Source organism: Sphingomonas sp. (assembly GCF_017745215.1).
GTDB lineage: Bacteria > Pseudomonadota > Alphaproteobacteria > Sphingomonadales > Sphingomonadaceae > Sphingomonas.
The window spans coordinates 1-12,446 of sequence record NZ_JAGHZV010000013.1 but is presented as its reverse complement, the minus strand read 5'-3'; the positions used below and the strand labels follow the sequence as shown (position 1 = coordinate 12,446).

The window sequence follows — 12,446 nt, the reverse complement described above, 5'->3', positions numbered from 1 at the left end:
GGCTCAGGCCCCCAGGCTCGCGAGCATCAGATAGGCGAGCCGGGCGGTTTCGGGCGTGGGACGCATCGGATTGACGGACTCCCTGAGCGTGTTGAGATTGGCGAGCGTGGTGTGCAGCCAGGTGGCGTCGCCGTCGGCGCTCGCGCCACTGCCGAGCACGACTTCGCCGCCTTCGCCCAGCATCGCATTCCAGTCGGGCGCGTCGGACGCGGGCGTGCCGGTCGCCGAGCCGGTGCCGCCCGCCGCGGCGGCGCCGGCGTCGAGCTTGCCGCCCAGCCGGTCATAGACCTGCTGGAGGCTGCGCGGCTGGCCGCCCTCGGCATAGAAGACGCTGCGGTTGGCGTTCGCCGCCGCCGGGAAGAGGCTCGCGGCGCTGGCGCCGGGGTTGCGGTCCATCGCGGTCAGGAACCTGCGCGCGCCGCCCAGGCCGAGGAAGTGGGCCATGTAGAGGTCGGTACCGCTCGTCGCGCGGCCCAGGCTCGCTTCGAGCGCGTCCTTGTTGTCCGAGGCATGTTCGGCGGCCATCAGCGCAGAGACGTTCGGGTCGCTGCGCAGCCCGAGGATCTGGCGGCGGACCGCGGGATCGCTCACGACATAGCGGCCGCTCGGGGTCTGCCTGATGCTCCCGGCCGCCCAGCCCAGGCCATAGTCGGCGCCATGCGCCTTGATCACGCCGAGCCAGCTCTGGTCGATGAACTGGTAGAGCCCGCGCGCGCTCGAGGTCGGCGCGGCGGCGTCCGAGCGCAACCCGCTCTCGACCTGCGCCTGGCCGAGCAGATAGTTGAAGTCGACACCCGTCCGGCGGCTTGCGAATGCAATCGCCGACTGGATGCTGGCGGTTTGATTGACCGATGTGACGCCCATCGCCTCCGATCCGTCTGCCCGTTCGTGCGGGCAGGATCAGCAAGGAGCGTGCCAGTCCGGCGGTTTCAGGCGGCGGCGCCTGCGGGGCGGTAGGGCGCGCCGGCGAGACCGGCAAGATCCTGCAGGCGGCGGCGGATAGTTGCCGCCATCAGGTTGACGTAGATCCGGCAGGTCTCGTTCAGCCGTTGCGCCTCGGCGGCGAGCGCGCGAACTTCGGGCGTCACCGGCTCATGGTCGTGCGCGGCCGCGGCCTGGATCGCGGCGAGCTTGACGCCGGTCGCGGCCTCGAGCGCGCGCACGTCGTTGGCCTTCAGGGCTGCGATCTCGGCGTGGAGCGCCTCGATCACGCCGACGAGCGCATCACGCCTTGTCATTGGGGCTCCATTCGAGCTTGAGCGCGAGCAGGCGGTCGGCGACGGTCGAGGGGACGAGCGGGAAGCGCCCGTCCTGCACCGCCTTGCGGATGCGCGAGACGCGCTCGGCATCCACCGGCGGCGAGGCCGCCATCTCCGCCTGCGCCTGCGCGGCGGCGACCTGCGGGGTCGCCGGATCCGCGGCCGGTGCCACGCTGCGCACCGGGGCGGCGGGCTCGGCAGACACGGCCGGCGCCGGGCGGCGGTCGATGGCCGTTCCTGCCTTGATGCCGATAGGGTCCACCATGATCTGCCAGTCCTCGCTCTATCCTGACGGTCGGTAGAACGGCCGCCCCGCGCAGAGTTTAAGCGAAAAGTTTCACGGCTCCCAGCCGGGGAGCTTCGCGCGGCCCGGCTCGAGCGCTACCGCCTGGATCGGCGGCTTCCTGTCGTCGACCTTGACCATCAGTCGCGCGCCCGGCGCGGCATCGCTCATCGCGACGCCGTCGCGCGTGACCGAGAAGCCGCCCGAGCCCGCCTCGACCGTCACCGCGTCGCCGCGGCGGATCACCGGCTCGGCCTTGGCTGGCGCGGGAGCCGCGGCTGCCGCGACGGGCGCCTGGGCGGCTGGTCTCGGCGCCGGCGCGGCCATCACCACGGGGACGAAGATCCGCCACTGCGGCGCCATGCAGCGCACCACCACCGCGTCGTGCTGGTCGCTGCGCCAGTCGAGCTGCGGCGCGGCGCAGGCGGCGAGCTTGAGCCGTGCGTCGACGGGCGCGCGTGCGCCGCCGGTCTGGCCGATATCCTGGCCGGTGAACTGGGCGACGATCGCATCGAGCGCGGGGGTCGACTGGAAATCGCCCACGGGCGCGGCGGCAGTGAGCGCGAGGAACAGGAACATGGGTGTCTCCCTGGTCATTTCGGACCCTCGTAACCGAGGGTGAGCAGCACGCGGCGGCGGCCAGTGCTCGTGGCGATGGCGATGCGGTCGGCGGGCACGGCGCCCGCGCGGACCAGCAAGGCGGCGACGGTGCGCGCGCGATCGGCGGCGAGGATCGCGGCGCTGCCGGTGGCGAGGTCGACGTCGGCAGGCGTGCCGTCGCTCTCGCCGGTGATCCGCAGGCGCGTGCGCGGGTCGCGTGCGGCGAGCCGGGCCCAGGCGATCGCGGCGCTGGTATCCGGCGGCAGCGCCGAGCCGGCGGCGAAGTCGGATACCGTAGCGAGGTCGACCGGCATCGCGGCCGGTGCCGGGCGCTTCGATTCGGCGTCGCGCACCCCGAACCCCGCGCGGATGCCCGCGGCGAGCGCCTGCGGATCGGTGCGCTGGACCGACTGGAGCAGCACGAAGAAGCCGACGAGCAGCAGCGACAGGTCGGCGAGCGTGACCAGCCAGGGGCGGCGCGGCTGCGCTTCCTCGTCCCAGCTCATGCCGCATAGTCCTTGAGGTCGCGTTGCGGCGCGAGTGCGGCGAGCGCGGCGAGCGGCGCCTCGAGCCGCGCACGCTCGTGCAGTTCCTGGCGCGCGCGGCGCTTGAGCCGCACGGCGATCGGCAGCGCGATCAGGTTGGCGAGCAGCGCGCCGTAGAGCGTGGCGAGCAGCGCGACCGCCATCGCCGCGCCGATCGCGGCGGGGTCGCGCATCCGGGTGAACATCAGCACCAGCCCGATCAGCGTGCCGACCATGCCGAGCGCCGGCGCCGCTTCGGCGGCTCCGGTCCAGAGCTCGAAGGCGCCGCGATGACGCTCGGAGCGCGCCTGGCGGCGTTCGGCGAGGAGCGCGGTCACGTCCTCGGGCCCGGCGCCGTCGACGATCGCAGTGACTGCGGCGGCGAGGTCGGGATCGGCGATCACGCTGCGATCGAGCGCGACGACGCCGTGGCGGCGCGCGATGCGGTGGAGCGAGGCGACCTGGGCGAGCAGCGGGCCGGCGTCGAAGCGGCGGCGCGGCAGCACGGCGATCGCGGCGAGGCCGCGGCCGAGATCGGCGAGCGGCGTGCGCAGGATCACGGTAAGCGCCGTCCCGCCGCCGACGATCGCCAGCGCGGCCGGATCGAGGAAGGGCGCGAGCCCGGGGAAGCCCGTCAGGTCCATGCCTGCGTGGGTGCAAGAGGCGGGCCAAACGACGTCCCGCCTTCAAGTCGTCATCCCGGCGAAAGCCGGGACCCAGGGTTGCGGAGGGCGTCGCTCGCGGCGCTGGGTCCCGGCTTTCGCCGGGATGACGGCCGTGGGTGTTGGCGGCACCGGCAACCGCTTGCCGCTCGACCGGCAACATCTTGCCGCTCCCGCCGCCTCTCCCGGCCCCTCACTCCACCAAACCGCAATTGGCACACCCATTGCAGAGAACACGCCCGAACTTTGTGCGGGAGACGTGCAGATGGGAGACGACAGCCTCTTCGGCGTGCATGGCGCGGCGCTGGCCGTGCGCTCGCAGCGCATGGGCGTGCTCGCGTCGAACATCGCGAACGCCTCGACCCCCGGCTACAAGGCCAGGGATATCGACTTCGCCAGGGCGCTCGCGGGCGCCGAGGCGCCGGGCGGCTCGGTCGACCGCGCGATCGACGATGCGACGCTCTACCGCGTGCCGCTCCAGCCGAGCCAGGACGGCAACACCGTCGACCTCTCGACCGAACAGACCGCCTTCGCCGAGAATGCCGTCGCCTATCAGACGACGCTCTCGTTCCTGAACGGCCGGATCAGCCAGATCACGCGCGCGCTGAAGGGAGAATAGGCATGGGCGACAAACCCCTCTCGATCTTCCAGGTCTCGGGCCGCGCGATGAGCGCGCAGCTCGTGCGGATGAACACCACCGCCTCGAACCTCGCCAATGCCGGCACGGTCGCCTCGAGCGCCGAGACGGCCTACCGCACGATCAAGCCGGTGTTCCGCACGAAGTTCGACGAGCAGAGCGGGATGGCGACGGTCGACGTCGAGCGCGTCGTCACCGCGGGCGCCGACCCGACCAAGCGCTACGACCCCGGCAACCCGATGGCCGACAAGGACGGCAACGTCTGGGAATCCGCCGTCGATGAGACGCGCGAGCTGGTCGACATGCTCGAGACCGCGCGCAGCTACCAGAACAATGTCGAAGTGATGCAGACCGCCAAGTCGCTGATCCTCGACACCCTCAAGCTTGGACGGTGACGATGGCCAGCAGCTTCGACTCCACGCTCTCCAGCCTCGGGATCAACCGCTACGGCGCGACCACGAGCACCGGGACGAGCACCACCGATACGTCCAACCTGGGCAGCACCCAGATGGATCAGAACGACTTCCTGCAGCTGATGACCGCGCAGCTGAAGAACCAGGACCCGTTCGAGCCCGTCGACAACACCCAGATGGTCGCGCAGATGGCGCAATTCTCGTCGCTGGCCGGGATCAGCGAGATGAACACCACGCTGAAGGCGATCTCGGACAAGCTCGGCAGCTCGTCGATGAACGATGCGCTCGGCTATGTCGGCAAGACGGTGCTGGTCGAGGGCTCGACTGCCTATCCGCGCACTGGCGGCGGGCTCGCCGGCGCGGTGAGCCTCGATGGCGACGCGACCGACGTGACCGTCACCCTCCAGAACAAGAGCGGCGAGACGCTCAAGACGCTCGACCTCGGCGCGCAAGCACAAGGCGCAGTCGCGTTCGACTGGGACGGCACGACCGACAGCGGCGCGGCAGCCGGCGAGGGGCCGTTCACGGTCAAGGTCCAGGCCCGCAACGCCGAAGGCGGCAGCGTCTCGGCCAGGCCGCTCGTCTGGGCGCCGGTCTCCACCGTCTCGATGGGGTCCGACGGCCAGCCGCTGCTCACGCTGCCCGGCATCGGCCAGGTTTCCGCTTCCGCCGTCTGGCAAGTCGGCTGACGTCCTCAAGGAGCAACACCCATGTCCTTCTTCACTTCGCTCAGCGGCCTCCAGGCGGCGCAGACCGACATGTCGACGATCTCGCACAACCTCGCGAACGTCTCGACCAACGGCTTCAAGAAGAGCACCACCCAGTTCGCCGACGTCATCGCTTCCTCGGCCAATTCGGACCCGTCGAAGATGGTGGGCTCGGGCACGGTGGTGAAATCGGTGCGCCAGCAGTTCAGCCAGGGCGGCTTCACGCAATCGTCCTCGGCGCTCGACGTCGCGATCACCGGCGACGGCTTCTTCATCGTCAAGGGCGACGAGAAGACCGGCAACGGCGTCGCCTACACGCGCAACGGCAGCTTCCTGGTGAACGCCGACCGCTATGTCGTCGATGCGCAGGGCAACAAGCTCCAGGTCTATCCGGTCGACGGCTCGGGCGCGGTGGTCGCGACCGGCATCGGCTCGACCGTGAGTCTCCGCCTGCCGCAGACCAGCGGCACGGCGCAGGCGACCGAGACCGTCGACCTGTCGCTGAACCTCAACTCCAATTCGTCGATCCCCGCCGAGGCCGACCAGTTTTCCGGCGGCTACGCGTTCGACCGGTTCAATCCGAGCACCTACAACCAGTCGACCCAGACGACGATCTACGACGCCAACGGCAATGCGCAGACGCTCACCAACTATTATGTGCGCACCAGCGCGCCGAGCTCGAGCGATCCGACGAGCAAGTGGACGGTCTATTCCTTCGTCGGCGACCAGCAGCTGAGCGCCGGCACCGATCCGGACAACCCCCAGCCGCTCGAACTGACCTTCGATGCGACCGGCAAGCTTTCCTCGCCCACCGGCGCGACGACCTTCCAGGGCTTCCTGTCGCCGGGCGCGACGTCGGAGCAGGTGATCAGCCTCGGTTTCGACGGCCAGACGACGCAGGTCGCCTCGCCGTTCAGCGTCAACTCGGCCCGGCAGGACGGCTCGGCGGTCGGCCAGTTCGAAGGCGTGACCATCGGCGAGGACGGCACCGTTACCGCCAGCTTCTCGAACGGCGACACCCAGGCGCTGGGCAAGGTGGTGCTCGCGAACTTCGACAACACGGGCGGGCTTCGCCAGCTCGGCAACTCGACCTGGGCGGCCTCGGGCCTCTCGGGCGACCCGCGGCTCGGCGAGCCCGGCGCCAACGGCTTCGGCTCGCTGATGACCGGCGCGATCGAGCGCTCGAACGTCGACATCACCGAGGAGCTGGTCAACCTGATCGCGGCGCAGCGCAACTTCCAGGCGAATGCCAAGGCGCTCGATACCGCGAGCCAGATCTCGCAGACGATTTTCAACATCCGCAGCTGACCGGGGCGAGGGGGAGCTAAGCCATGGACCGGCTCGTCTACACCGCGCTCTCGGGGCTCAAGAGCCAGATGGCCGCGCAGTCGACGATCGCGAACAACATCGCGAACGCCTCGACCACGGGCTATCGCGCCGATCGCGTGTCGTTCGACCGGATGATGCTCACCGGCCAGCCGCTCGATTCGCGCGTGATGGCCGCCGAGCAGGTCGACGACTTCGACCGGCGCAACGGCGCGATCATGCAGACCGGGCGGCCGCTCGACATCGCGTCGAACGGCGATGCCTGGATCGCGGTGCAGGCGGCGGACGGGAGCGAAGCCTATACGCGGCGGGGCGACCTGCAGGTCGCGCCGTCGGGCGTGCTGGAGACCGGCGACGGTTTCCCGGTGATGGGGTCGGGGGGCCCCATCACCGTGCCGCCCGCGCAGTCGATCGCCATCGCCGCCGACGGGACGATCAGCTTCGTCCCCGCGGGCGGCGACCCCAGCCAGCCGCAGGAGCTCGATCGGATCAAGCTGGTGAGCACCGATGGCTCGAAGACCGTCAAGGGGCTCGACAACCTCCTCCACGTCGAGGGCGGCGGCGCGCTGCCGGCCGATCTCGACGCGACGGTCCAGTCGAAGGCGCTCGAACAGTCGAACGTCAACCTGACCCAGGCGCTGGTCGACATGATCGAGAACCAGCGCAGCTACGAAGTACAGGCCAACCTGTTGAAGGAGGCCAAGTCGATGGATGAGAGCGCCGCATCGGTGATGCGGATGCCTGCTTAAGGGGACGACTTATGGGTTCCGCCGCAATGCACATCGCGCGCACCGGGCTCGACGCCCAGGACATGAAGATGCGCGTGATCTCGAACAACCTCGCCAACGTCAACACGACGGCGTTCAAGCGCGACCGCGCGTCGTTCCAGACGCTCGCCTATCAGGTGGTGACGGCGCCGGGCGCGGCGAGCACCCAGCAGACGCAATATGCCACCGGGCTCAACCTCGGTACCGGCGTCAAGGTGCAGGGCACCAGCCGGATCGACACCCAGGGCGCCTTCCAGACCACGGGCAATTCGCTCGACCTGGCGCTGGACGGCGACGGCTATTTCCAGATCCAGATGCCCGACGGCACGCTGGGCTATACCCGCGCCGGCAATTTCTCGCGCTCGCCGCAGGGGCAGCTGATCACCTCCGAAGGCTATCAGGTGATGCCCGGGATCACGATCCCCGAAGGCGCGACCTCGATCACCATCGGCAGCGACGGCACCGTCTCGGCGACGCTCCAGGGCCAGACCGAGGCGAGCCAGCTCGGCCAGCTCCAGGTCGCGACCTTCCCCAATTCGGCCGGGCTCCAGGCCAAGGGCGACAATCTCTACATCGAGACCGCGGCGAGCGGCACGGCGAGCGTCGGCAATCCCGGCGAAGTGGGCCGCGGCACGATCCGCCAGGGGATGCTCGAAGGCTCCAACGTCAACGTCGTCGAGGAGCTCGTCGACATGATCGAGACGCAACGCGCCTATGAGGTCAACTCCAAGATGATCTCGGCCTCCGACGAGATGCTGAAATATGTCAACCAGAACCTCTGAGCCGCGCAGCCTCGCGCTGCCCGCCGGGCTCGGCATCGGGATCGTCGTCGGCACCGCGCTCGCGCTGCTGGCGGCGCCCCCGGCGCGTGCCCAGATCTTGGGGCACAAGAAGCCCAAGGAGGATTTCTCCGCGACGCTTCCCGCCGGCGCTCCGGCGTCGGCGGCGCCCGCCAACGGATCGATCTTCCAGGCCGACCAGGGCTATGCCGCGCTCTACGAGGGGCAGCGCGCGCGCCGCGTGGGCGATCCGCTGACGATCGTCCTCGTCGAGCGCACCAGCGCGTCCAAGTCGGCGACGTCGAAGCTCGATTCGGGCGGCGGCTTCTCGCTCACCCCGCCCACGACCGGCGCGCTTTCGCTGTTCAAGCAGAGCGACGCATCGGCGAGCGGCGCGCGCAACTTCACCGGCGCGGGCACCACCGACCAGGCCAATGCGCTCTCGGGCGAGATCAGCGTGACCGTCGCCGAAGTCTATCCCAACGGCACGATGCTGGTGCAGGGGCAGAAGCGCGTCACGCTCAACCGCGGCGACGAGTACATCCAGATCAAGGGCATCGTCCGCGTCGCCGACATCGGCACCGACAATCGCGTGCCCTCCACGCGAGTCGCCGACGCGCGCATCGCCTATACCGGCAAGGGCGATGTCGCCCGCGCCAGCCGCCAGGGCTGGCTCAGCCGCTTCTTCCAGATCCTCAGCCCCTTCTGAGCGGAGCAAGCGCCATGACTCGCATCCTCCTCATCCTGCTCGCGCTCCTCGCCGCCGCCACCCCGGCGCAGGCGCAGCGCGTGAAGGACCTGGGCAGCTTCCAGGGCATCCGCTCGAACCAGCTCACCGGCTATGGCGTCGTCGTCGGCCTGCCGGGCACGGGCGACGACAATCTCGAATATACCGTCCAGTCGATGAAGGGCGTCGCCTCGCGCTTCGGGCTCCAGCTGCCCGCCGGGGTCAACCCGGGACTCAAGAACGCCGCGGTGGTGATGGTCACCGCCGACCTGCCCGCCTTCGCCAAGCCGGGGCAGAAGCTCGACATCACCGTCTCGTCGATGGGCAAGGCCAAGTCCTTGCGCGGCGGCACGCTGATCCTGACCCCGCTGATCGGCGCCGACGGGCAGATCTATGCGATGGCGCAGGGCAACCTCGCCGTCTCGGGGCTCGGCGCCGAGGGCAAGGACGGCTCGTCGGTGGTGGTCAACATCCCCTCCTCGGGCCGCATCCCCGAAGGCGCGACGGTCGAACGCGCGGTCGACACCGGCTTCGGCTCGACGCCCTATCTCACCTACAATCTCTCGCGCTCGGACTTCACCACCGCGCAGCGGGTGGCCGACGCGATCAACGTCCGGCTCGGGCCGAACCGCGCGCGCGCGGTCGACGGCGTGTCGGTTGCCGTCATGGCGCCGCAGGGCGCCGACGTCCGCGCCGAGCTGATCAGCGAGATCGAGAATCTTGAAGTGGAAGCCGCCGAGGCGCCCGCGCGGGTGATCGTCAACGCGCGCACCGGCACCGTCGTGATCAACTCGGCGGTGCGGGTCAGCGCTGCCGCGGTCACCCACGGCAAGCTCACCGTGCGCATCGAGGAGACGCAGCGCGTCAGCCAGCCCTTGCCCTTCAGCAAGGGCGAGACGCGCACCGAGGACCAGAGCGCGGTCGGCGTCGAGGAGGAGAAGCACCCGATGTTCCTGCTCGAGCCGGGCCCCAAGCTCGCCGATGTGGTCAAGGCCGTGAACGCGATCGGCGCGTCGCCCGCCGATCTGGTGGCGATCCTCGAGGCGCTCAAGGAGGCCGGCGCGCTCAAGGCCGATCTGGTGATCCTGTGACCGGCGTCGCTCCTCCGACCCTTGGCAGCGCCGGGACGAGCGGCGACACGTCGCGGCTCAACACCCAGGCCAATCTCGACGCTGCGGGGCAGCGGTTCGAGGCGATCTTCACGCAGATGATGCTGAAGTCGATGCGCGCGGCCAAGCTCTCCGACGGGCTGTTCGACAGCAAGGCCGAGGACGAGTTCCGCGACATGCAGGACCAGAAGCTCGCCCAGTCGATGGCCGAGCATGCGCCGATGGGGATCGGCAAGGCGATGACTGCCTTCCTCGCCAAGGCGGCCAGGGCCGGCGAAGCGGAGGGTTCGCCATGAGCGACATGCTCTCGATCGGCGCCTCGGGCGTGCGCGCCTATCAGGCGGCGCTGACCACGGTCTCGGACAATATCGCGAACGCGGGGACCGCGGGCTATACGCGCCGCACCACCACGATCCGCGAAGTCGCCGCGCCAACCTCGGCCAAGATCACTTCCACTTCGGGCATGGGCTCGATCGCGAGCGGCGTGGTGCGCAATGCCGACGACCTGCGCGCCGCGGGCGTGCGCAGCGCGAGCAGCGACCTCGCGCGGACCGAGGCAGGCGCGACCTGGCTCGACCGGATCCAGGACGCGCTCACCGGCAACCAGCTGAGCGACCGGATCACCGACTTCTTCAACTCGGCCAAGGCCGTCGCGGCCGATCCGAGCGCGCTGGCGCCACGCGCGACGATGCTCGAATCCGCCACTTCGGTCGCCAATGCTTTCGCCGCGACCGGCGATGCGCTCGCCACCACCGCCTCGGACCTCGATGCGAGCGCCGGCGCGGCGGTGACCCAGCTCAACAGCCTCACCGCCGGCCTCGCCAAGGTGAACGCCGGGCTCGCGCGCGCGACGCCGGGATCGGCGGGCGCCGCGACGCTCGCCGACCAGCGCGACCAACTGCTCGAGCAGATCAGCATGATCGCCGACGTTTCGGTGAGTCTCGACGGCTATGGCCGCGCCGCCGTGAGCGCGGGGGGCGGCGGGCCCACGCTGGTGCAGGGCGAGGGCGCCGCTAGCGTCACCTATGTGCTGAACGACGAAGGCGCGCTCTCGTTCGCGACGCACGACGGCAGCGGCACGCATGCCTTCGGCCCGAGCGGCGGCGCCCTCGCGGGCATCGCCGACGGCGCGCTGCGCATCGCTTCGGCGCGCGAGACGCTGGGCATGATCGCGCAGGATTTCGTGAGCGGCGTCAACGCAGTCCAGGCGCAGGGCCAGGACCTCACCGCCGGCGCCGGCGCGCCGATGTTCGAGGCGGGTGACCCGGCGACCAAGATCGCGGTCGTCCTCGGCGATCCGCGCGGGATCGCCGCAGCCTCGCCCGGCGGCGGGGTGCGCGACAACGCCAATCTCGCCAGGCTCGACGCGCTGCGCAGCTCGGGCGCATTCGAAGCGCGGATGACCGACACGGTGAGCAGCAACGCCGCCGCGCTCTCGGCCCGGCAGACGCTGAGCGACGCACAGACCGCGATCCGCGACTCCGCCGTCGCCCAGCGCGACAATGCCAGCGGCGTCAATATCGACGAGGAAGCCGTCGACCTCATGCGCTTCCAGCAGGCTTATCAGGCGTCGAGCCGCGTGATCCAGATCGCGCGCGAGACGCTGCAATCGATCCTCGACATCCGATAGGAGCCGCGATGCGCATCGCCACCTCGCAGCTGTACGACGCGCCGACCGCGCGGATGGCCAGCCTCACCGCCCAGTCCGACAAGCTCCAGGGCCAGATCGCCACCGGCACGCGGATCACCGCGCCTTCGGACGACGTGCCGAGCTGGCAGCGGCTCGTCCGGCTCGACCAGGCCGATGCCAACGACACGGCGTATTCGGCGAACGTCAAGCTCGCCCAGGGCCTGCTCGCCCAGACCGATTCGACGCTCGGATCGGTGCAGAGCGACTTGCAGCGCGCGCAGGAGATCGCGGTCAACGCCGGCAACGGCACGATGAGCCCTGACAACCTCAAGGCGCTCGGCACGGAGCTCTCCGAGATCCTCGGCGATCTGCTCAACCTGGCGAACACCAGGGACGTACGCGGCCAATATGTCTTCGGCGGCGCCGACGGGTCCGCGCCCTATGCCCAGGCGGCGGACGGCAGCGTCGGCTACGCCGGCACTGGCGAGCCCGCGGCGGTACCGATCGCCGATGGCAGCGCCGTGAGCACCGGCATGACCGGCGACAAGGCGTTCGGCGCGATGTTCGGGGCGCTGCAATCGCTTCGCGATGCGCTGATGGCGGGCAATCCGGCGCCCGCGGAGACGAGCGATGCGATCAAGTCGATCTCCGCCGGCGTCGACACCGCGCGCGCTTCGGTGGGCGCACGCGCGATCCGCGTCGACCTCGAGTCCGACCGGCTCACCGACGCCGCGGCCACCCGCGACACGACGCGCCAGGGGATCGATTCGGTCGACACCGCCTCGGCGATCACCGAGCTGCAGAAGACGCTCACCATCCTCCAGGCGACCCAGTCGAGCTTCACCAAGCTCGCGAACCTCTCGCTGTTCGATTATCTTCAGTAGCGCCCGCCGCACCATCGTCATCCCGGCTTTCGCGAGGTCTCTGCGAAACGGGTTGGTGTGTGAGGATTTGAGGTTTGGTCAGGGGATGAGACGCGTTTGAACGCGGCCTGGTTGGTGCGGTGGCGGGGTATTGGGGGTT

Annotated in this window: 17 protein-coding genes; 11 read left to right on the top strand and 6 right to left on the bottom strand. The window is 70.0% G+C overall.

The window, feature by feature from the left end; all coding sequences use genetic code 11:
• Nucleotides 1-3: 3 nt before the first annotated feature.
• The 6 genes from J7495_RS13530 to J7495_RS13505 form a co-directional block, all read right to left on the bottom strand.
• The gene (locus J7495_RS13530; protein WP_294057122.1) at nucleotides 4-864 is read right to left on the bottom strand and encodes a lytic transglycosylase domain-containing protein; all 861 of its coding nucleotides are present in this window, start codon (nucleotides 862-864) and stop codon (nucleotides 4-6) included.
• A gap of 65 nt (nucleotides 865-929) precedes the next feature.
• Nucleotides 930-1,238, bottom strand: a complete 309-nt coding sequence (locus tag J7495_RS13525) for a flagellar protein FlgN (protein ID WP_294057121.1) — start codon at nucleotides 1,236-1,238, stop codon at nucleotides 930-932.
• On the bottom strand, nucleotides 1,225-1,524 hold the full coding sequence (gene flgM, locus J7495_RS13520) for a flagellar biosynthesis anti-sigma factor FlgM (RefSeq protein ID WP_294057120.1): 300 nt from the start codon (nucleotides 1,522-1,524) through the stop codon (nucleotides 1,225-1,227). The genes J7495_RS13525 and flgM overlap by 14 nt, the downstream gene beginning before the upstream one ends.
• A gap of 72 nt (nucleotides 1,525-1,596) precedes the next feature.
• The gene (locus tag J7495_RS13515) at nucleotides 1,597-2,121 is read right to left on the bottom strand and encodes a flagella basal body P-ring formation protein FlgA (RefSeq protein ID WP_294057119.1); all 525 of its coding nucleotides are present in this window, start codon (nucleotides 2,119-2,121) and stop codon (nucleotides 1,597-1,599) included.
• 14 nt (nucleotides 2,122-2,135) lie between these two features.
• Nucleotides 2,136-2,648, bottom strand: a complete 513-nt coding sequence (locus J7495_RS13510) for a flagellar motor protein MotB (protein ID WP_294057117.1) — start codon at nucleotides 2,646-2,648, stop codon at nucleotides 2,136-2,138.
• The gene (locus tag J7495_RS13505; protein WP_294057115.1) at nucleotides 2,645-3,310 is read right to left on the bottom strand and encodes a MotA/TolQ/ExbB proton channel family protein; all 666 of its coding nucleotides are present in this window, start codon (nucleotides 3,308-3,310) and stop codon (nucleotides 2,645-2,647) included. Before J7495_RS13505 ends, J7495_RS13510 begins: the two co-directional genes overlap by 4 nt.
• 283 nt (nucleotides 3,311-3,593) lie before the next feature.
• Here J7495_RS13505 and flgB point away from each other — a divergent pair, with 283 nt between their 5' ends.
• From flgB to flgL, 11 genes are read left to right on the top strand one after another with little or no spacing between them, the layout of a single operon-like run.
• On the top strand, nucleotides 3,594-3,947 hold the full coding sequence (gene flgB / locus J7495_RS13500) for a flagellar basal body rod protein FlgB (RefSeq protein WP_294057114.1): 354 nt from the start codon (nucleotides 3,594-3,596) through the stop codon (nucleotides 3,945-3,947).
• Nucleotides 3,948-3,949: 2 nt separating this feature from the next.
• Nucleotides 3,950-4,360, top strand: coding sequence for a flagellar basal body rod protein FlgC (gene flgC / locus J7495_RS13495; protein WP_294057113.1), 411 nt, complete (start codon nucleotides 3,950-3,952; stop codon nucleotides 4,358-4,360).
• A 2-nt stretch (nucleotides 4,361-4,362) separates the two neighbouring features.
• Nucleotides 4,363-5,067 (top strand): flagellar hook assembly protein FlgD, encoded by a 705-nt coding sequence (locus J7495_RS13490; RefSeq protein ID WP_294057111.1) that lies wholly within the window; start codon nucleotides 4,363-4,365, stop codon nucleotides 5,065-5,067.
• Between the two features lie 21 nt (nucleotides 5,068-5,088).
• Complete coding sequence (locus tag J7495_RS13485) at nucleotides 5,089-6,393, top strand: flagellar hook protein FlgE (RefSeq protein ID WP_294057109.1); 1,305 nt, start codon at nucleotides 5,089-5,091, stop codon at nucleotides 6,391-6,393.
• A 23-nt stretch (nucleotides 6,394-6,416) separates the two neighbouring features.
• Nucleotides 6,417-7,160, top strand: coding sequence for a flagellar basal-body rod protein FlgF (gene flgF, locus J7495_RS13480; protein ID WP_294057107.1), 744 nt, complete (start codon nucleotides 6,417-6,419; stop codon nucleotides 7,158-7,160).
• An 11-nt stretch (nucleotides 7,161-7,171) separates the two neighbouring features.
• The gene (gene flgG, locus J7495_RS13475) at nucleotides 7,172-7,960 is read left to right on the top strand and encodes a flagellar basal-body rod protein FlgG (protein ID WP_294057106.1); all 789 of its coding nucleotides are present in this window, start codon (nucleotides 7,172-7,174) and stop codon (nucleotides 7,958-7,960) included.
• Nucleotides 7,941-8,666, top strand: coding sequence for a flagellar basal body L-ring protein FlgH (locus J7495_RS13470; RefSeq protein WP_294057105.1), 726 nt, complete (start codon nucleotides 7,941-7,943; stop codon nucleotides 8,664-8,666). The genes flgG and J7495_RS13470 overlap by 20 nt, the downstream gene beginning before the upstream one ends.
• A gap of 14 nt (nucleotides 8,667-8,680) precedes the next feature.
• Entirely contained in the window at nucleotides 8,681-9,775 is a 1,095-nt protein-coding gene (locus J7495_RS13465) for a flagellar basal body P-ring protein FlgI (RefSeq protein ID WP_294057103.1), read from the top strand.
• Complete coding sequence (locus J7495_RS13460) at nucleotides 9,772-10,089, top strand: rod-binding protein (RefSeq protein ID WP_294057102.1); 318 nt, start codon at nucleotides 9,772-9,774, stop codon at nucleotides 10,087-10,089. Before J7495_RS13465 ends, J7495_RS13460 begins: the two co-directional genes overlap by 4 nt.
• A complete protein-coding gene (flgK, locus tag J7495_RS13455) occupies nucleotides 10,086-11,423 on the top strand; it encodes a flagellar hook-associated protein FlgK (RefSeq protein WP_294057100.1) in 1,338 nt (445 codons plus the stop codon). Before J7495_RS13460 ends, flgK begins: the two co-directional genes overlap by 4 nt.
• Before the next feature lie 8 nt (nucleotides 11,424-11,431).
• On the top strand, nucleotides 11,432-12,307 hold the full coding sequence (gene flgL, locus J7495_RS13450) for a flagellar hook-associated protein FlgL (protein ID WP_294057099.1): 876 nt from the start codon (nucleotides 11,432-11,434) through the stop codon (nucleotides 12,305-12,307).
• Nucleotides 12,308-12,446 lie beyond the last annotated feature (139 nt).